Genomic DNA, 19,023 nt, shown 5'->3' with positions numbered 1-19,023 from the left:
CCGCATAGCGTGGCGGCTGAAATGGTGGCGTTCCGAGTTCTGGGGCCAGTCGAGGCGTACGCACACGACGACGAACTCGACCTCGGCGGGTTGCGGCAGCGGGCCGTCCTCGCCCGGCTCCTCGTGGCCAGGGGTCAGGTCGTGCCCGTTGACACCCTGCTCTACGACCTGTGGGACGACGACACGGCCAAGGGCGCCCAGTCCGGCCTGCAGGTCTACATCTCGCGGCTGCGCCGCGTGCTGGAGCCCGGCCGCCCGCGCGGCGGGCCCAACCGGCTGCTGGTGACGGTGGCCTCCGGCTACGCGCTGCGGGTGGCGCCCGACCAGGTCGACGCGCTGCGGTTCGAGCAGCTCGTGCGCGCGGCGGGCGAGCACCTGGAGGAGGGCGACCCCCAGTCGGCGCGCGGCCGGCTGGAGAAGTCGCTCGGCCTGTGGCGCGGCACCCCCTATTCCGACTTCGCCGACCAGACGTGGGCCGAGGCCGAGGTCAACCGGCTCGCCGAGCTGCGGCTGGTGGCCCGCGAGCGGCACGCCGACACCGGCCTGCGCCTGGGCCTGCCCTCCGAGACCGTGCCCGACCTGGAGGCGCTGACCACCGAACACCCGCTGCGCGAGGAGGGCTGGCGGCTGCTGGCGCTCGGCCTCTACCGCTGCGGCAGGCAGGGCGACGCGCTGGCCGCGCTGCGCAGGGCGCGCGGCATCCTCGCCGACGAGCTGGGCATCGACCCCGGCCCGGCGCTGCGCAAGCTGGAGTCCGACATCCTGGCCCAGTCGCCCGAGCTCGACCTGACCCCGCCGCCGCGCCCGTCCAGGCCGGTCCCGGCGGCCGACACCTGGCCGCCCCGCCCGGCCACGCCCGTCGAGCCACCGCCGCTGGAGCCTGAGCCGTTCGTCGGCCGCGACGCCGAGCTGTCCAGGCTGACCACGGCCGCCGCCCGCACCGGCCGCTTCCAGGTGGCGATCGTCACCGGCGTCGCCGGCGCCGGCAAGACCACGCTGCTCCGCCAGCTCCAGGGCAGGCTCACCGCCGACGGCTGGATGACCTCGTCGGGCGCCTGCCCCGACTCCAGCGCCACCCCGCCAGGCTGGGCCTGGGTGGAGATCCTGCGCACGCTGGTCCGCGTGACCGGCGCGGGCGAGTACGCCCAGTTACTCGCGCCGCTGCTCGACGACGCCGCCCCCGACCCCGACGACGACGAGGTGTCGGGCGGCTTCCGGCTGCACCGCGCCGTCGGCGGCTACCTGGCGGGCGTGGCGAGCCGCTCGCCCGTGCTGCTCACGCTGGAGGACCTCCACTGGGCCGACGACCAGACGCTCGCGCTGCTGCGCGCGCTGCCCAGCCTGCTGGCCACCAGCCGGGTGCTGCTCGTGGTCACCTGCCGTGAGAGCGAGCTCGACGACAACCAGGCCGACGTGCTCGCCGCCCTGGCCCGGCTCGGGCCGCTGCGGGTGAGCCTGTCCGGGCTCGACCCGAAGGCCGTGGCGCAGCTCGTGCGCGCCACCTGCGTGCGCGAGATCGAGGACGACGCGGTCGAGTCGATCGTGGAGCGCACCGCGGGCAACCCGTTCTTCGTGCGCGAGACCGTACGCCTGCTCGACGCCGAGGGCGCGGCCGACCGGGCCAGCGCGGCGGAGGTGCTGTCGCAGGTGCCGTCCGGGGTGCGCGACGTGCTGCGGCGGCGCATCTCCCGGCTGCCCGCCGGGGCGCAGCAGATCCTGCTGCAGGCCGCGGTGATCGGCCGCGACGTGGACGTGGACGTGCTGGTCGACGTGGCCGGCGACGAGGACGCGGTGGTCGAGGCGGTCGAGGCCGCGCTGCTGGCGGGGCTGGTGACCGAGCCGGGCCCCGGCATGCTCCGGTTCGACCACGACTTGGTGCGCGACACGATCTACTCCGACGCCTCGCGGCTGCGCCGCACCCGGCTGCACGCCGCCGTGGCGGCGGTGATCGAGCGGCGCGCCCCGTCCGACGTGGCGGCGCTGGCCCATCACTACTACCTGGCCGACGCCGCCGACAAGGCGGTCCACTACGCCGGGCTGGCGGCCGAGCAGGCCGAGCGGCGCTTCGCCCACCGCGAGGCGGCCACGCTGTGGGAGCAGGCCATCGCCGCGTTCGACCGCACCGGCGGCGACACCAAGCAGCGCCTGCAGCTCATGCTGCGCCGCATCAAGGCGCTGGCGCTGTGCGGCGACATGACGGCGGCCCGGGTGCTGCGGCGCGAGGCGATGGACGCCGCGCTGCCGCTCGGCGACCTGGAGCTGACGGCCCGGGTGGCCGCGTCGCTGGCGGTGCCGCACAAGGGCATGGCCCGCGACTTCACCCGCACCGCCTGGGAGATCGTCGACATCACCGAGCGGGCGCTGTCGGAGCTGCCGGAGGGCGAGCAGTCGCTGCGCGCCAGCCTGCTCACCACGCTGGCGCTGGAACTGGAGGGCTCCTCCTCGCCCGAGCGGGGCCGCCAGGCGTCGCTGGAGGCGCTGGAGGTGGCCCGGCAGAGCGGCGACCCGGCGCTGATCGCGGTCGCGCTGAGCGCGCGGCTGCGGCAGTCCTACGACATCCCCGCGGTCGACACCCGCGAGAGCATCGGCCGTGAGCTGCTGCAGGTCGCCCAGCGTTCGGGGCAGATCGCCACCCAGGCGCTGGCCCACCTGGTGCTGCTGGAGTGCGCGGCCGCGCGCGGCGAGTTCGCGGCGGCCGACGAGCACGCCGCGGCGGCCGACCAACTGGCCCGCCAGTACGACCTGCCGGCTCCCGCCGCGGTGCACGCGTGGTACGTCGGGCTGCGGCGCATGATCGCCGGCGACTACCCGGCGGCCGAGCACGCCTACCGCGACGCGGCCCGGCTGACCGCCAGGGCGGGCATGCTGGAGGGCCGCCAGGACCTGCCGCTGATCACCGCGTTCTGCCTCCACCTGGTCGACGGGCGGGCCGCCGAGATGGTCGACCTGCTGGCCGAGGCCCACCAGCGCGGCGCCAAGTGGACCCTCGACGCCTACGCGCTGGCGCTGGCCTCGGCGGGCCACCTGGCCGACGCCAAGGCCGTCGCCGCGGTGCGCCCGCCGGTGCGGCCCGACTTCCTGTACGAGCTCGCCATGACGTGGCGGGCGCTGGCCGGGATGCTCCTCGACGACCGGGAGAGGATGGTCGACTGCTACGACAAGCTCAAGCCGTTCGCCGACCGCGTCGCGGGCGCCGGCACCGGCGTGGTGGCGCTGTGGCCGGTGGCGCTGACGCTCGGCGACCTGGCGATCCGGGTGGGCCAGCCCGAGGCCGCCCGCGACCACTACCTCAAGGCGCTGGAGGTGGCCAGGCGGGTGGGCGTGCCGCGATGGGTGGAGGCGGCGCAGCGCTCGGTCAGCAACTCACCTGGAAACGGTCGCTCTTGACGGTCTTGGCGCCCTCGACGGCCAGCTCGACGCGATACCAGCCGGGGTTGCCGGAGACCGTGGCCTCCCACTCGGCCGTGCCGCGCGCCCCGGCGAAGCCGGAGTAGTCGACGAAGTAGGTCCGCCAGGTCTTGGCCGACGGGCTCCAGCGGGCCAGCTTCCAGCTGTAGGAGACGGTCCGGCCCGGGTCCGGGTTGATCAGGAGGGTGCGGGCCACGTACGGCTTCAGGCAGCCGGGCCCGGCGGGCAGCGCGCTGACGGTGACGGTGCCGGCGGCGAGCGCCCGCGCGGTCAGGGCTGTGGTGACCGGCGTCTCCTCGGCCGACAGGCTCACGGCGGCCGGCGCGGGGGCCTGGGCGGAGCTCGCGATACCGTAGGCCGACAGGCCCGCGTACGCGGCGGTGAAGGCCAGGGCCGCCACCACGAACTTGGCCGCGTTCGCCGTACCACTGGCCAGCACCGCTCCGCTTCTCGTCGCCATGGTCACCACCTCTTTCGCTCACCCTCAGGTCTACTGGGAGGTGGTTGACCACGACTTGCAGCCCGATATGGCAGTCGTTTGCAAGGTGAAATAAGGTAAGCCTGACCTAACGATTGGGGGTGTGGAGTTCGCCATGAGGCACCTCCCGCTCGCGATGCCGGCGCCGACGGACCCGTTCTGGCTGGGCCTGCCCTACTGGCTGGTGGGCGTCATCCTGATGATCGCCCTCTTCGTGGTGTTCCAGGTCTACTACTGGGCCGGCCGCCGGCTGGGCGAGAAGCTGTACGAGTCCCGCGTCGGCGAGCGGATGGGCCGGGAGCGGATCGCCAGGATCGAGCGGACGGTCGAGAAGTGGGGGGCTCTCGCCGTCTACGGCTGTTTCTGGGTGCCCATGCTGCGTCACACGCTGCCGTGGGTGGCGGGGGCGCTGCGGGTTTCGTATCCCTGGTACGTGGTGGCCAGCGCGCTCGGGTGCATGACCTGGGCGCCGCTGTGGTGGTTCGGCGGCATGGTCGCGCTGTGGGCGTGGCTGCGGCTCGCCTACCAGTCGCCGATCACGGCCGCGCTGGTGGCGGTGGCCGTCGTGGCGGCGGTGGCGGTCTACATCGCCCGGCGGCGCAAGAAAAGGGCGCAGCGGGAGGAAACACTCCCGGCCTGACCGTCCCGGCATGTTTCACCGAATCCGCGCCCTCTTGATGTCAACATGGTGCGCATGCGCTTCGCTGCTCTCGCCTGTTCCACCATGCTCGCCTTCACCGTGGGGGTCTCCGCCGCGCCGCCGGCCGTCGCGGCCCCCGCCGTGGCCGCCAGGCACGCTTACGTGGTCGACTCCCACGGAACGGTCCACTTCGGCAAGCGCGAGACCGCCCGGGTGCCGGTGGCCAGCCTGGTCAAGGTGATGACCGCGTACGTGGTGCTGCGCGAGGCGAAGCTGACCGACGTCGTCACCGTCACCGCCGCCGACGTCCGCTACGCCGCCAAGGGCGGCGCGGCGACGGCGGGCCTGCGCGCGGGCGAGCGGCTCACGGTCCGGGACCTGCTGTACGCGCTCATGCTGCCGTCCGGCGCCGACGCGGCCAACGCGCTGGCCCGCACCTACGGGCCGGGCAAGCCCGCCTTCGTCGCCAAGATGAACTCCGCCGCCCGCAGGATGGGGCTCGGCGACACCCGCTACACCAACGCCGACGGCATGCCCACCCCGCGCGACGGCGGCTACTCCACCGCCGTCGACCAGGCGAGGCTGGCGCAGTACGCGCTCGACATCCCGGTCTTCAAGACGGTCGTGAGCCGCCCGACGCACAAGGTGACCAAGACGGCGCTGCACCAGGCGCACACCTGGACCAACACGAACAAGCTGCTCGGCCGGGCCGACGGCGCGATCGGGGTCAAGACCGGCTACACCCGCAAGGCCGGGTTCTGCCTGCTGTTCGCGGCGGAGCAACGCGGCACGCGGGTGGTCGGCGTGCTGCTCGGCGACAGCGACGAGCGTCGGTTCAAGACCGCCGAGCGGCTGCTGGAGCACGCCGCCGGGGAGATCGTCATCGGCTGAGGCTCAGCACTGCACGACCGGGTCGAGGCGGTCGGCGGTCCGGCGCAGGCTGTGCGCCAGACGGACCCTGACCCGGGCCCGGTCGCGATGCGGCAGCACCGGCGCGTCCGGCAGCGCCGCATGCGCCGACTCCCGGTGTCCCATCGCGGTCCGGTACGCGAGGACCTGCATGGCATCCATGGAACCCTCCTTCTTAATCCATTAAGACCTTAATCGATTAAGAGGTGGTCGGCAAGAGATCCGCTACGGTGGGAAGATGGCCAGGGTCACGCTGCAGACGATCGCCGATCGGCTGGGCGTGTCCAGGGCGACCGTGTCCTACGCCTTCTCCCGGCCCGACCAGCTCAGCGACGACCTGCGGCGGCGCATCCTCCAGGTCGCCGACGAGCTGGGCTACGCCGGCCCCAACGCGGCCGCGCGCTCGCTGCGCCTGGGCCGGGCCGGCGCGGTGGGCCTGCTGTTCAGCGAGACCCTCGCCTACGCCTTCGCCGACCCGTACGCGCTCGGGTTCTTCCAGGGGCTGGCCACCGCCGCCGAGGAGGCCGGGGTCGGGCTGCTCATCCTGCCGCTCCCGCGCGGCGAGAAACGCCCGCCGCCGGTGCGCGACGCCGTGGTGGACGCGTTCTGCGTGGTGTCACTGCCCGACGGCCACCCGGCGCTGGCCGAGGTGCTGGCCCGCAGGCTGCCCACGGTGGTGGTCGACGAGCCGTACGTGCCCGGCCACCCGTTCCTGGGCATCGACGAGCCGGCCGCCGGGGCGCAGGCCGCGCGTCACCTCGTCGAACTGGGCCACCGGCGCGTCGGCGTGGCCATGGTCGGCCTGCACGACGACGGGCGGACGGGCTGGGCCGACCCCGGGCGCCAGCGCGGCGCCGTGTTCGAGGCGATGCGGGGGCGGCGCTCCGGCTACGAGGCGGCCTGCGTGTCAGCCGGCGTCGACTGGGCGTCCGTGCCGTTCTACGAGCTGAGCAGGAACTCGCGGGCGGCCGGCAGGGAGGCCGGCCACGCGCTGCTCGGGCGCACGCCGCGGCCGACGGCCATCCTTACCAACACCGACGTGCTGGCGCTCGGCATCCTCGACGCCGCCGCCGACCTCGGGCTCGACGTTCCCCTCGACCTGTCGGTGGTGGGGTTCTCCGACAGCGCCGCCGAGGAGGCCGGGCTGACCACGATCCGGCAGGCGAAGCAGGAGATCGGGGCGGCGGCCGGGCGGCTGCTGCTGGAGCCGCCGGACGAGCCCGAGCGGCTGCTGTTCCCGCACGAGCTGATCGTCCGCGCCTCGACCGCGCCACCGCGTCCGTAGCCGAAGATCCGGGGACGAGACGCCTCCCTCTCTAGTCAAGTGGCGTAAACGGCAGGTTTTCAGCTCATTGCACGCGATTGACCTTTGTTGTGCGGTACGCGTAGTTTCGGTGATCGAAGTGCCAGATCCGCGAGCCTGCGAGGGAGACGTGTGATGGGGACCACGGGCGTGGCGATCGTCGGATGCGGCAACATCGCCCAGAGGTACGCCGCCGACCTGGCCTCCTACCCCGAGATCGAGCTCCGCGGCGTGCAGGACGTCGACCCCGCGCGGGCCGGGACCCTCGCCGCCGCGCACGGCGTCCGCGCGTACGCGACGATGGACGAGCTGCTGGCCGACCCCGGCGTCGACATCGTGGTCAACCTGACCGCGCACAAGGCCCACTACGAGGTCATCCGCCGCGCCCTGGAGGCGGGCCGGCACGTGCACAGCGAGAAGCCGCTCGCGCTGCGCTACGAGGAGGCGGCCGAGCTGGTGACGCTGGCCGGCGAGCGCGGGCTGCGGCTCGGCGGCGCGCCCGCCACGTTCCTCGGCGAGTCCCAGCAGACGGCGCTCAAGCTGCTGCGCGAGGAGGCGATCGGCCGCGTCCGGCTGGTCTACGCGGAGGTGAACTGGGGCCGGATCGAGGTGTGGCACCCGGAGCCGGCCGGCTTCTACGAGGTGGGGGCGCTGTTCGACGTGGGCGTCTACCCGCTCACGATCGCCACGGCCGCGCTCGGCCCGGCCCGCCGGGTGACCGCGTTCTCCTCCACCCTGCACCCCCAGCGGACCCGCCTCGACGGCCTCCCGTTCACCCTCACCACGCCCGACTACGTGGTGGCCAACATCGAGTTCGAGGGCGGCGTGCTGCTCCGGCTGACCTGTGACTTCTACGTCGACCAGCGCAACACCCACCAGAAGGGCATGGAGTTCCACGGCGACGGCGGATCGCTGCTGCTGCGCGGCTGGCACGACTTCGACGCGCCGCTGGAGATCGCCGCCTTCCGCGAGGAGCCCCGGCCGGTGAAGCCGCTGCGGGAGCCGTACGCGGGCGTCGAATGGGGCCGGGCCGTGCGCGACCTCGCCGCCGCGATCCGCGAGCGGCGGCCGCACCGCGCCACCGGTCAGCAGGCCGCGCACGTGGTGGAGATCCTCTGCGCCGCCCGCGCCTCGTACGAGAAGGGCGGGACTGTCGAGCTGGTCAGCTCGTTCGAACCGCCCGCGCCGATGAGCTGGGCCGAATGACGGGTAGGCCCTCCCCGTAGGCGGCGCACGAGGGGGACACGATGCCGATGAAAGGGCCGATCAAGGGGCCGATCAAGGTCACGGTGTGGGGCGAGAACCGTCACGAGCAGCGCGAGGAGGAGGTGCGGCGGCGCTACCCCGACGGGATGCACGGGGCGATCGCGGCGGGGCTGACCGAGCACCTGGGCTCCCGGGTTCGCGTCCGCACCGCCGTCCTGGACGACCCCGAGCACGGGCTGTCGGACAAGGAGCTCGCCGAGACCGACGTGCTGACCTGGTGGGGGCACATGGCCCACGAGGACGTCGCCGACGAGGTGGTCGAGCGGGTGCGGTCGCGGGTGCTCGGCGGCATGGGGCTGCTGGTGCTCCACTCCGGCCACTACTCGAAGCTCTTCCGCTCCCTGATGGGCACCACGTGCACCCTCAACTGGCGCGACGCCGGAGAGCGCGAGCTGGTGTGGACCGTGGCCCCCGGCCATCCGATCGCCGAGGGGGTGCCGCGCCCGATCGTCATCGGCGAGCACGAGACGTACGGCGAGCCGTTCGGCGTGCCCGAGCCTGACGAGCTGGTGTTCATCAGCTCGTTCGGCGGCGGCGAGGCGTTCCGCAGCGGCTGCTGCTACCGGCGGGGGCTGGGCCGGATCTTCTACTTCAGCCCCGGCGACCAGAACTACCCCGTGTACCACCATCCCGACGTGCGCCGCGTGCTGGCCAACGCCGTGCTGTGGGCGGCCCCGCCGGCGGGCGTCGGCGAGCCGCTGGACAACGCGCACACGCCGGTCCGGTGGTAGGAGTGCTTACCGGACTTCCCACCGCCGGTCAGGAAAGAGAAAAACACCGCTAGACCGTTCCAGAAAAAAACGGTAAAGCCCATGATCAGCGACTTTACCGGTGAGTTGATCAGCCTCTTGACGGGCTGAATCCGATCATGAAAAGCTCTGGTCGCGCGCAGCATCGGCACTCGTCAAAGGGTCGGCATGACTTATTTATCCCGCGTCCGCGCCATCGACAATTCCATTATTCAACTAGAAGTCGAGGACAACGACAAAGAACTGCTGCACGTTTGGTGCGGCCATGTGCGTTACAACCCGAAATACGGGAGCCGCGACACGACGGCCGATGTCTGGGCCCTCGAACTCGCGCCCCTGACCTCGCTCGGCTCGGCCGTGCAGGCGGTCGGCGGCAGGGAGCGTGAGCGCCTGTCCGTGGCGGGCGGCGAGCTCGTCATCCACGACTGCAAGGACCCCCAGGACGCCCGCTGGGCCGCCTGGCTCGGCCCCTGGCACATGGTGCACGGCATGTTCTACGCCCCGGAATGGGAGACGAAGGACATCATCGACACCTTCGCCCGGGTCGCGTGGACCGACACCCCCGAAGGCATGACCGCCGACGCCGGGCAGCGCTTCCAGCTGTCCATGGCCATGTACACGCAGACCATCGCCGGGGTCGGGTCGCTGCTCGTCGAGCCCAAGCGGACCAGCTCCAAGCGGATCCCGGCCTGGCGCGGCTACGAGACGAGCGCGGGCGAGATCTGGCGGGACGACGACGAGTCCAACACCCACGCGCAGCCTCTGATCATGGTCACCGACACCGCCGTGGTCACCCTGTCCCCGTGGGACGCCCCGCGGCAGGACCGGCCCGGCGTCTCCGTGCGCTCGCTGGGCGTCGCGGCCGAGGACGCCGCCGCCACCTTCCTCACGAAGATCAAGCGCCTCGAGTGGACCGCGTAGGTGGAGCCCACCACCGCCGCGATCATCGTCCTCGCCGTCCTGGTCGGACTGCTCTTCGCGGCCGGGGCGGGTCTCTACCGCCGGGTCCGCGAGCTGGAGCTGGCCACCTACGAGGGCGTCGGCGTCCGCTTCACCTCCGGGCAGCACGAGCAGGCACGCTCGGCCATCACCAGGCCCGACGGCACGACGCTGGTCGTGAAGATCAACAGACAGTGCTCCATCTGCGACGACGTCCTCGTCGCCGTGGCCAAACTGGCTCCCGAACTCCCTGAGGACCACTCCTTCGCGGTGGTGTCCGACGACCCGGGCTTCGGCAAGAGCCTCCCCGAGACGGTACGGGTGATCAAGGACCCCGAGATGTGGCGGTCGATCACCGTCCCGTACGCACCCGCCCTCCTCGTCGTCGGCCCTGACGGGCTGGTCGTGTTCTCGACCCCGGTCGGGTCCGGCGAGGCGCTGGTGGACGTCGTGGAACGAGCGTTGGAGAAACGAAGGGAAGCACAGCCGTGACCATCTCGGACGAGAAGAGTTCGATCCTCGACCAGATACCGAGCGCGAATCGGGAGCCCGTGGACGCGGTCCCGTCCCGGGTCGCCGCGACCAAGCCGCGTCCGAGCCGCCGGGGCGTGTTCGGCCTCGCCCTCGGCGTGGCGACGGCGGCCGGGCTCGGCGCCCTCGACCTGCTGCCCGGCTCCCGCCCGCGCAGCGCCGCCGCCGCCGTCTACAAGACCGTCTGGGACACCTGCAAGGGATTCATCAACGCGTCGTCGGTGTGCGTGCCGTCCTCGGCCTACTACGGCTCCGACAACTGCACGGGCTCCTGGCACCGCGACGACGGCTACTCGGGCACCTGCGTCAGCATCAACTACACCTCGTACGCCGACTCGTGCGCCGGCCGCAACGCCTGGCGCTGGACCGGCGGCAGCACGACCAGCAAGCGGCGCAAGTGCTCCGACGGCTACCGCTACGTGGTGGCCTGCGGCGCCAGCGGCTCCGGCCAGTTCTCGATCTGCAGGACCACGATCTGAGTGAGTGACAACACGTCGGCCTCCCTCCGCCTGCTCTGGCCCGGCTTCGGGCTCATCGCGGCGGGGGAGGCGGCCGTGCTCGCGGCCCTGACCTCGGCAGGGGCGCTCGGCGCGGGCACGACCGGCTTCGTCTGGCTGGTCGCCGCCCTGGTCGCCGGGTTCTCGCTGTCGGGCTCCGTTTGAAGCCTCAACAGCGCCTGGGTGCTGTCCTCGTCGGTCCGGCGGGGCTCTGACGTCTCGGGGTTCGTCCTCGGTCTTTTCTTGGGTGCGATGGGCACCGCGTTCGCCTTCGTGGTGGTCGGCTCGCTCCTGCGCGTGCCGTTCCCGCCCGCCGTGGCGCGGGTGGTGGTCGTCGTCGCGGCGATCGTCCTGCTGCTGCAGGAGGTCGGCGTGCTCCGGTTCCCGATCCTGCAGAACGCGCGGCTCGTCCCGCAGTTCGTCACCAGGATCCCGTTCTGGGGCTCGGTGCAGTTCGGCATGGAGATGGGCACGGGCATGCGCACGTACTCGCCGACGGCGCTGCCGCACATCATGGCGATCTCCATCGTGTTCCTCGCCTCCTGGCAGCAGGCGCTCCTGGCCGGCGCCGGGTTCGCGCTCGGCAGGGCCGTGATGCTGCTGACGTTCGTGGCCGCGCGCAGCAAGAACAGCGCGGACAAGGCCTTCTACTTCGAGCTGCCGAGGCTCCGGCCGCTGTTCGTGGTCCTGGTGATCCCGATGCTGGCCCTGATGGTGATCACGTGATCGTCGTCCGGTACGCGCTGGGGCTGGTGCTCGTCCTGGCCGTCGCGGGCAAGCTGCGGGATCCGCGCGGCTTCCGCGACAGCCTCGGCGCGTACGGGCTGCGGGGCGCGGCGGGCACGGCCGCCGCCGGCGCGGTCGTGGCCGTGGAGGTGGGCACGGCCGCGCTGCTGTTCTCCCCCGCCCCGGGCCTGGCGGCGGGGGTGGCGGCGACGGTGCTGGGGGCCGGCTTCACCGCGGCGCAGACGTACCTGGTCGCCGCGGGCGGGCCGGCCGCCTGCCAGTGCTTCGGCGTCCGCGAGCCGGTGTCCTGGCGCACCTGGGCCAGGGCCGCGGCGGTGCTGGCCCTGGGCCTGCTGCTGCTCGCCGTCCCGGCCTGACTGGCACGATCTCGCGAACGGCTCAACCTCCGGCGGGGTGCGGAGAGTCCTCTCCTATGACGCCGCAGGACTGAAGGGCTGGGCCGATTGATCGACACCGAGGGTTTCCGCGACTTCGTGGCCGCGCGTGGCCACGCCCTGTCCAGGACGGCGTTCCTGCTCACCGGCGACCACGGCCAGGCGGAGGACCTGCTGCAGGAGACGCTGGTCAAGGCCGCCACCCGGTGGCGCAGGGTCTCCGCCGCGGCCGATCCCGAGGCGTACGTGCGCACGATGATGCTCAACCAGCTGCGCACCTGGCGCCGCCCTCGACGGCTCACCATCGTCCCGACCGCCGACCTGCCGGACTCCGGGCCGCACCACGACCAGTCCACGCAGGCCGACCTGAAGATCATGTTAGGGCGCGCGCTCGGCGTGCTCACGGCCAAGCAGCGGATCGTGCTCTACCTGCGGTTCTACGAGGACCTCCCGGAGTCGGCGGTCGCCGCGCAGCTGGGCTGCTCGGTCGGGACGGTCAAGCGGCACGCGCACGACGCGCTCAACCGCCTGCGCCGGGTGGCGCCGCGACTGCTGGAGAGGGTATGCCCATGAACCTCCGCGACACGTACCACCGGCTCGGAGCCGACGCGCGCGACTACGCGGACGCGGACCTCGCCCTGCGCGTCCTGCGCCGCCGCAGGACCGTACGGGCCGTGACCGGCGCCGCGGCGGCGGCCCTGCTCGTGGCCGGCGGGTTCGGGCTGCTACAGAACCTCACCCGCTCCGCCGAGACCATCACGGCGGTGCCGGCGGTCTCCACGAGCGCGGAGTACCCGGTCCTGCCTTCGAGCGGGCCGGTGGGCCGCGGCGCGGTCGTGTACGCGCCGTGCCGGAGCTCCTGCCCCACGCTGCTCACCCTGGAGGACGGCCGGACCTACGGGCTCGGCGCGCGGACCGTGCACCCGCAGGGCAACATCACGCTGTCCCCCGACGGCCGCTGGCTGGGCCTGCCCACGCCGGACGGCTACGAGCTCAGGGACCTGCTGGGCGGCACCGCGCATCGGGTCCCCGCGCCCGGTGACGGCCGGGCCGACAGCGCCTACAGCCCGTGGGCGTGGTCGGCCGACTCCCGCAGGCTGATCCTCGGCTACCACGCGAGCGGGGACGTGCACGCGTACACCGACGTGCGTCTCGATGACGGGCGGACGGAGCCGCTGACCCCGCCGGAGGGGTACGAGCCGGTCGGCGTGCTCCCGTCGGGCGAGCTCGTCCTCCTGGCGCTCGGGCAGGACGGCGACGGCGCGCGCGAGCGGGTGCGGCTGCGGGTGGGCGGGACGGCCCGCACGCTCTCGGCGACCGGGTCCGGGGTGCTGTCCGACGCCGACCACGGGCTGTCCGTCCAGGTCAGCGGGGAGCGGATCTTCGTGCTGGAGTACACCGGCGACAGCGTCGCCGTGCTGCGGTTCGATCCGCGCGGCACGCTCGTCGAGCGCACGCCGCTGCCCGACGGGCAGTACGCGCTCGGGCCCACGAGAGACGGGTACGCGGTCGTCCAGCCACCGGCCGACCAGCGGGGACGCCTGCGGCTGCTGACCACCGGCGGCGATGTCCTGCGCGACCTGCCGGGCGAGGCGGAACCGGCGATCCCGGGCCTGGCCCGGCACTGACTTGTTGAGCGGAGGCGGACGGGAATCGAACCCGCCGCGCCGAGATGCTCGGCGCCACCGGTTTTGAAGACCGGGAGGGCCACCAGGCACCTGGACGCCTCCGCTCGCGATCTTAGCGCTCCGGGCGGCCCGTTCCGGCGATCCGGCGCGAGCCGTCCTCGGCCCTGCGCGTCGCGCCGGTCCTGTCCAGGTGTTCGAGCAGCGGGATGACCACCCGGCGGGACGTGCCCAGCGCCTTGCGCGCGTCGGCGGCGGTGAACGGCTGGGCCAGGCCGGACAGCACGGTGAGCGCCCGTTCGGGTGCGCCCGTGGGCAGGACGACGCCGGGCGCGAGCCGTACCAGGTGTCCGGCGGCCTCCGCCGCGGCCAGGTCGCGGCCGTCCAGACCGAGCTCGGCCAGCCTGGCGGCGTCGGGGGCGGCGAACGGCGCGGCGGCCCAGTCGCGGCGCAACCGCTCGACGCCGGGCGCGAGCTCCGGCGGCGCGGCGGTCAGCCGTCCCCGGGAGCGGCCGAGCGGCGTCCGCTCGGCGAGCGCGTCCACGAGCGACCGGTCGGGCAGGCCCAGCGCCTGCCTGACCTCCTCGGCCGACATCCCGGGATCGTGCGGGCTGGCCTCGGCGTGCGCGGTCACGACCTCGACCAGCCGGGCCCTGAGCGACTCCCAGTGCTCGGGATCGGCGACCCACGCGCCGGCGACGGGCTCGGCGGTCACCGGCGCGCCCATGGCGGCCAGCTCGTCCAGCCTGGCGATCCCCCGCCGCCGCAGCTCCGCCTCTCCGTCGGGAAAACCGTCCAGGGCGGCCAGCTCCTCCGCCCGCCGCCTCGCCGCACCCCTGCGACGCAGCGCGGGCGGCCGGACGTCGAGTACGGTCACCCCCCAGACCCTGCGGCTGCCGGGATCGCGCAGCAACGCCCGATCACCGATACGCAGCGGAAGCGGCCTCTCCAACGTGACCCGCACAGTGTCCCCGCCGTACGCACGATCGAGCACCGATTCCCTGCCGTACGCACGATCCAGCGTGACATGCACCGCGTCACCCCCGAACGAACGGCCCCCCGCGCCGTCGGCAAGCAGCCGATTCCCCGCGCCGAGCCCGAGGTCTCCAGGCGAGCGGTCCCGGGGGTCGCGCCCGGACGCTTCCGCCGAGTCCTGAACGTCGCGGGCGGCTGCTCCAGGCGGGTGATCCCGGAGGTCGCGAGCGACCACTCCCCGCGAATGATCCTGGAGGTCGCGAGCGGCCACTCCCGGCGGATGACCCTGAAGGTCGCGAGCGGACCCTCCCGGCGGGTGATCCTGGAGGTCCCGAGCGGACACCCCCGGCGGATGACCCTGAAGGTCGCGAGCGACTCCCCCAGACGGGCGATCCCGGAGGTCGCGGACGGCTCCTCCATACGGGTGATCCTGAACGTCGCCGACAGACACTCTCGGCGAGTTCTGAAGGTCGTGGGCGGACGCTCCGGGTGGGTGGTTACGGACGGTTCGGGGGGAGGGGGCTGTCAGGGGGCGGATGCGGGCGGGGGTGGCTGATGTGCCGATGTGCCAGATGGCGTGGTGGGGGACGTCGGTCGCGGGTGAGAGCCGGACGTCGGCCTGGGTGACCTCCAGCCAACGGTCCGGGGTGAGGAGGGCGTCGCCGCGGCGGGGGGTGGCCGCGCCGCGGAGGTTGACCGCGACCCGGGCCGGGCCGCGGACCTCGTCGCGGGCCGTGCCGAGGCTGTGCAGGCCGCGGACGCGGACGGGCTCGCGGCCGGCCATCAGCCGGTCGCCGGTGCGGATCGTGCCCGCGCCGAGCGTCCCGGTCACGACGGTGCCGCGGCCCTCGACGGTGAACACCCGGTCGATCCAGAGGCGGACGTCGGCGTCCGGGGACGGCTCGGGCTCGGGAAGGGCGGACAGCGCCGCTCTCAGCTCGGCCAGCCCGTCGCCGCGGACGGCGCTCACGGCGATCGCCGGGATCCCGTCGAGGCCGGTGCCGCGCAGCCGTTCCCGGCAGGCGGCCAGGACAGGACCCGGGTCCGCGAGGTCGGCGCGGGTGACCGCGAGAACCCCGGTGGTGATGCCGAGCGCGTCGACGATCCGCAGGTGCTCCTCCGACTGCACGGCCCAGCCGTCGTCGGCGGCGACCACGAACAGCACGGCCGGCGCGGGGCCGACGCCGGACAGCATGTTGCCGATGAACCGTTCGTGGCCGGGCACGTCGACGAAGGCCAGCCCGTCGGTCCAGACGAAGCCGAGGTCCAGGGTGAGGCCGCGGCGGCGTTCCTCCTCCCACCGGTCGGGCTCCATCCCGGTCAGCGCCCGGAGCAGGGTCGACTTGCCGTGGTCGACGTGCCCGGCGGTGGCGATCACGCGCATGCCGCCGCCTCCCAGGCGGCCGCCACCGCCGCCGCGAGGTCCCCGTCGTCGTCCGGGGCGACGGTGCGCAGGTCCAGCAGGTAGCGGTCCGCGGCCGCCCGGCCGACCACGGCGGGGGTCCCGGTCCGCAGCGGGCCGGCGAGCGCGATCGGTACGGTGACGGCCACGCTGGGCAGCTCCACCCCCGGCGCGCCCCCTCCGCCGACCGCCGCCACGGTGTCCACGGCGTCGGCCTTGACCCCGTCCGCGTGCAGCAGGAGCACGAGCTCGTCCGCGCGGCGGCGCAGCGTGGGCAGGTCCGCGAGGAGCGCGGCGCGGGTCGGGTTGGCGGCGTGCGTGAGCGTGGCCTCCAGGGCGGCGAGGGTGAGCTTGTCGACGCGCAGCGCGCGGGCCAGGGGGTGGGTGCGGAGCCGTTCGACCAGGCCGGCCCGGCCGAGCAGGAGCCCGCACTGGGGGCCGCCGAGCAGCTTGTCGCCGCTGGCCGTCACCAGGTCGGTGCCCTGCTCCAGCCAGGTGGCCGCGTCCGGCTCGGCCGGCAGCGCGGGCTCCGGGCGCAGCAGCCCCGAGCCGATGTCGCCGACGACCGGGACGCCCAGCCCCGCGAGGTCGCCCACGCCGGGCGTCCCCCCGAAGCCTTCGACGCGGTAGTTGGACGGGTGGACCTTCAGCACGAACCCGGTCACGGGGCCGATCGCCGCCCGGTAGTCGGCGACGGTGGTGCGGTTCGTGGTGCCGACCTCCCGCAGCCGGGCGCCGGTGGACTCCAGCAGCTCGGGCAGCCGGAACCCGGCGCCGATCTCGACCAGCTCGCCCCGGCTGATGACGATCTCCTTCCCGTACGCGAGCGCGGTCGCCGCGAGGACGAGGGCGGCCGCGTTGTTGTTGACGACGTGCACCGCCTCCGCCGCCGGGACGGCCTGGGCCAGGGCCGCCAGGGCGCCGCGCCCGCGCCGTCCCCTGCGTCCGGTGACCAGGTCGAGCTCCACGTCGGTGGATCCGGCCGCCACCCGCACGGCCTCCAGCGCCGGCCCGGACAGCGGCGCCCGGCCCAGGTTGGTGTGCACGACCACCCCGGTGGCGTTGATCACGCGGCGCGGCCCGGCGTCCGACAGCGACGCCAGCGCGGTCTCGGCGACCAGCTCGGGGGCGATCTCGCCGTCACGCGCCCGGCGCTGCGCCGCGGTGACCGCGGCCTTCACCCGGCTCCTGCCGAAGACGGGGGTGAGCTCGGCCAGGCGGGGATCCGCCAGGACCGCGTCCGTGCGGGGAATCCGGCGCCGTTGATCGGTCATGGTCATCTGCCATACCGGAAACCCGCGATCCGCGCAATGATGTGATCATGATGAGGCTCACCCAATACGCCCAGGGCGGCGGCTGCGCGTGCAAGATCCCTCCCGGAGAGCTGGAGGACGTGCTGGCCGGCCTGGCCCGGCCGCAGGGCGGTGATCTCGTGGTCGGCCTCGACAGCGGTGACGACGCGGCCGTCGTCAGGATCGAGGGCGGGACGGCGATCGTGAGCACCGCCGACTTCTTCACACCGGTGGTGGACGACCCGTTCGACTGGGGACGGATCGCGGCGGCCAACGCGCTCTCGGACGTCTACGCCATGGGCGGGCGCCCGTTGATGGCGATCAACCTGCTGTGCTGGCCCCGCGAGACTCTCCCGTACGAGCTCGCCCGCGAGGTGCTGCGCGGGGCCGCGGAGGTCGCGGCGGACGCCGGCTGCCACGTCGCCGGAGGTCACAGCGTGGTCGACGTCGAGCCCAAGTACGGCATGGCGGTGACGGGGCTGGCTGACCCGGACCGGCTGATGCGCAACGACGCCGGGGTCGCGGGCGTGCCGCTGTCGCTCACCAAGCCGCTCGGCCTGGGCGTGCTCAACAACCGGCACAAGGCGACGGGCGAGGTGTTCCCGCACGCCGTCGCCACCATGACCGCGCTCAACGCGGAGGCGAGCCGGGCGGCGCTGGAGGCCGGGGTGCGCTGCGCCACCGACGTGACCGGGTTCGGGCTCCTGGGTCACCTGTTCAAGCTCGCCCGCGCCTCGGGGGTGACGGCGGTGGTGGACGCGGCCGCGGTGCCGATCCTGGACGACGCCCGCCGGAGCCTGCGCGAGGGGTACGTGCCGGGCGGTTCCCGCCGCAACCTGGACTGGGTCGCCGGCCACGTCGACCCGGGCGGCGCGGACGAGGAGACGATGCTCCTGCTCGCGGACGCCCAGACCTCGGGCGGCCTGCTGATCGCCGGCGAGATCCCGGGCGCCCCGGTCATCGGCGAACTGGTGCCGCGCGGCGACCACGCCATCGTCATCCGCTAGGCAGGCGGGCCCTTTTGGCAGCGTTATACGCCGAAAATTCCGGAAATATCGCTTTTCATCTATTGCGGTTGCCCGAAGTCACCTTCCCCCCTATGGTCCCGCCATGTGAAAACTTTCATGATCGCCGCGCTGGCGACCATCACCCTTCCGCTGTCCGGCACCGCGGCCAACGCCGCCATGGACCCGATCAACAGCCCCGAGCTCACCAAGAACGACCTGTACGCCACCGGGCCTCTCCCCCGTACGAAGTGCGCGGAGAAGCGCATCAGGACGGGCGACAAGAAGCAGGCCCGGGCCTATATCGACGCCGTCGTCGCCTGCCTCAACAAGACCTGGGGCGCGCACCTGACGAAGGCCGGGGTGGACTTCGGCAAGATGCGCGTCAAGCACTTCAACCGGATCCCGAAGAAGTACTGCGGCCTGGACGTGGACAAGGACGACTCGCAGGCCTGGTACTGCGAGAAGACCGAGACGCTCGCCGTCCAGGTGGGCAAGACCTGGGTCGAGGATCCGGACGACCTGTGGCTCTTCAACTACACGGCCGGCATGTACGGCTACCACGTCCAGAAGCTCACCGGCATCACCGACGCCTACAACGACGAGCCCTACGACAACAAGACGGAGCTGCGGGAGCAGTCGCGCCGCGCCAGTCTGCAGACCGACTGCCTCGGCGGGGCTTTCCTGAAGAGCGTGTGGCCGCTCAAGGGCAGGACGTCGCGTGACTATCGCGAGCTGCTGAGCCTGGTCCAGGGCGACACCGGCTCGGAGCGCTGGGTCGGGAAGACGGCCAACGTGCGTGCCTGGATCAAGCAGGGCTTCGCCACCGGTGACCCCAAGTCCTGCAACACCTGGGCGGCGTCGTCCTCCAAGGTCTCCTGACC

At 73.2% G+C, this 19,023-nt stretch carries 20 protein-coding genes and 1 tRNA gene; 16 read left to right on the top strand and 5 right to left on the bottom strand.

Annotation, left to right across the window (positions count from 1 at the left end):
* Positions 1-21 precede the first annotated feature (21 nt).
* On the top strand, positions 22-3,387 hold the full coding sequence (locus tag KME79_RS07550; RefSeq protein ID WP_219543830.1) for an ATP-binding protein: 3,366 nt from the start codon (positions 22-24) through the stop codon (positions 3,385-3,387).
* Here KME79_RS07550 and KME79_RS07545 read toward each other — a convergent pair.
* Entirely contained in the window at positions 3,356-3,868 is a 513-nt protein-coding gene (locus KME79_RS07545) for a hypothetical protein (RefSeq protein ID WP_219543829.1), read from the bottom strand. The two genes, KME79_RS07550 and KME79_RS07545, sit on opposite strands and share 32 nt — an antisense overlap.
* 133 nt (positions 3,869-4,001) lie before the next feature.
* Between KME79_RS07545 and KME79_RS07540 the strand changes: the two genes are divergently transcribed.
* On the top strand, positions 4,002-4,526 hold the full coding sequence (locus KME79_RS07540) for a DedA family protein (protein WP_219543828.1): 525 nt from the start codon (positions 4,002-4,004) through the stop codon (positions 4,524-4,526).
* A 54-nt stretch (positions 4,527-4,580) separates the two neighbouring features.
* On the top strand, positions 4,581-5,417 hold the full coding sequence (locus KME79_RS07535) for a D-alanyl-D-alanine carboxypeptidase family protein (RefSeq protein WP_246639422.1): 837 nt from the start codon (positions 4,581-4,583) through the stop codon (positions 5,415-5,417).
* Between the two features lie 3 nt (positions 5,418-5,420).
* On the opposite strand, the gene KME79_RS07530 is transcribed toward KME79_RS07535, so the two are convergent.
* Positions 5,421-5,597 (bottom strand): hypothetical protein, encoded by a 177-nt coding sequence (locus tag KME79_RS07530; RefSeq protein WP_187280980.1) that lies wholly within the window; start codon positions 5,595-5,597, stop codon positions 5,421-5,423.
* A 76-nt stretch (positions 5,598-5,673) separates the two neighbouring features.
* Here KME79_RS07530 and KME79_RS07525 point away from each other — a divergent pair, with 76 nt between their 5' ends.
* From KME79_RS07525 to KME79_RS07475, 11 genes are all read left to right on the top strand, one after another.
* Positions 5,674-6,720 carry a LacI family DNA-binding transcriptional regulator gene (locus KME79_RS07525; RefSeq protein WP_219543827.1) on the top strand — a complete coding sequence of 349 codons (1,047 nt, stop codon included), beginning with the start codon at positions 5,674-5,676 and terminating at the stop codon, positions 6,718-6,720.
* 153 nt (positions 6,721-6,873) lie between these two features.
* Positions 6,874-7,944 (top strand): Gfo/Idh/MocA family protein, encoded by a 1,071-nt coding sequence (locus KME79_RS07520; protein ID WP_219543826.1) that lies wholly within the window; start codon positions 6,874-6,876, stop codon positions 7,942-7,944.
* A gap of 41 nt (positions 7,945-7,985) precedes the next feature.
* The gene (locus KME79_RS07515) at positions 7,986-8,735 is read left to right on the top strand and encodes a ThuA domain-containing protein (RefSeq protein WP_219543825.1); all 750 of its coding nucleotides are present in this window, start codon (positions 7,986-7,988) and stop codon (positions 8,733-8,735) included.
* 285 nt (positions 8,736-9,020) lie between these two features.
* Complete coding sequence (locus tag KME79_RS07510; protein ID WP_219543824.1) at positions 9,021-9,674, top strand: hypothetical protein; 654 nt, start codon at positions 9,021-9,023, stop codon at positions 9,672-9,674.
* On the top strand, positions 9,675-10,184 hold the full coding sequence (locus KME79_RS07505) for a hypothetical protein (RefSeq protein WP_219543823.1): 510 nt from the start codon (positions 9,675-9,677) through the stop codon (positions 10,182-10,184).
* On the top strand, positions 10,181-10,702 hold the full coding sequence (locus KME79_RS07500; RefSeq protein WP_148029664.1) for a hypothetical protein: 522 nt from the start codon (positions 10,181-10,183) through the stop codon (positions 10,700-10,702). Before KME79_RS07505 ends, KME79_RS07500 begins: the two co-directional genes overlap by 4 nt.
* Positions 10,703-10,885 (top strand): hypothetical protein, encoded by a 183-nt coding sequence (locus KME79_RS07495; RefSeq protein WP_148029663.1) that lies wholly within the window; start codon positions 10,703-10,705, stop codon positions 10,883-10,885. It begins immediately after the preceding gene.
* Positions 10,886-10,972: 87 nt separating this feature from the next.
* On the top strand, positions 10,973-11,446 hold the full coding sequence (locus KME79_RS07490; RefSeq protein ID WP_219543822.1) for a hypothetical protein: 474 nt from the start codon (positions 10,973-10,975) through the stop codon (positions 11,444-11,446).
* Positions 11,443-11,823, top strand: coding sequence for a MauE/DoxX family redox-associated membrane protein (locus KME79_RS07485; protein WP_219543821.1), 381 nt, complete (start codon positions 11,443-11,445; stop codon positions 11,821-11,823). Before KME79_RS07490 ends, KME79_RS07485 begins: the two co-directional genes overlap by 4 nt.
* A gap of 87 nt (positions 11,824-11,910) precedes the next feature.
* On the top strand, positions 11,911-12,414 hold the full coding sequence (locus KME79_RS07480) for a SigE family RNA polymerase sigma factor (protein ID WP_148029660.1): 504 nt from the start codon (positions 11,911-11,913) through the stop codon (positions 12,412-12,414).
* On the top strand, positions 12,405-13,469 hold the full coding sequence (locus KME79_RS07475) for a TolB-like translocation protein (RefSeq protein WP_219543820.1): 1,065 nt from the start codon (positions 12,405-12,407) through the stop codon (positions 13,467-13,469). The genes KME79_RS07480 and KME79_RS07475 overlap by 10 nt, the downstream gene beginning before the upstream one ends.
* Positions 13,470-13,477: 8 nt before the next feature.
* Here the strand turns inward: KME79_RS07475 and KME79_RS07470 are convergent.
* The 3 genes from KME79_RS07470 to selA form a co-directional block, all read right to left on the bottom strand.
* A tRNA-Sec gene (locus KME79_RS07470) sits at positions 13,478-13,571 on the bottom strand.
* Positions 13,572-13,581: 10 nt separating this feature from the next.
* Positions 13,582-15,825, bottom strand: coding sequence for a selenocysteine-specific translation elongation factor (locus KME79_RS07465; protein WP_219543819.1), 2,244 nt, complete (start codon positions 15,823-15,825; stop codon positions 13,582-13,584).
* Positions 15,816-17,117, bottom strand: coding sequence for an L-seryl-tRNA(Sec) selenium transferase (gene selA, locus KME79_RS07460; RefSeq protein ID WP_219543818.1), 1,302 nt, complete (start codon positions 17,115-17,117; stop codon positions 15,816-15,818). The genes KME79_RS07465 and selA overlap by 10 nt, the downstream gene beginning before the upstream one ends.
* A 47-nt stretch (positions 17,118-17,164) precedes the next feature.
* On the opposite strand from selA, the gene selD reads away from it, so the two are divergent.
* Positions 17,165-18,142, top strand: a complete 978-nt coding sequence (selD, locus tag KME79_RS07455) for a selenide, water dikinase SelD (RefSeq protein ID WP_219543817.1) — start codon at positions 17,165-17,167, stop codon at positions 18,140-18,142.
* A 105-nt stretch (positions 18,143-18,247) separates the two neighbouring features.
* A complete protein-coding gene (locus KME79_RS07450) occupies positions 18,248-19,021 on the top strand; it encodes a neutral zinc metallopeptidase (protein WP_219543816.1) in 774 nt (257 codons plus the stop codon).
* Positions 19,022-19,023 lie beyond the last annotated feature (2 nt).

Source organism: Nonomuraea harbinensis (genome assembly GCF_019396385.1).
In the GTDB taxonomy this organism is placed as follows: domain Bacteria; phylum Actinomycetota; class Actinomycetes; order Streptosporangiales; family Streptosporangiaceae; genus Nonomuraea; species Nonomuraea ferruginea.
The sequence above is the reverse complement of the archived record's forward strand: the minus strand, read 5'-3'. Positions and strand labels throughout refer to the sequence as shown.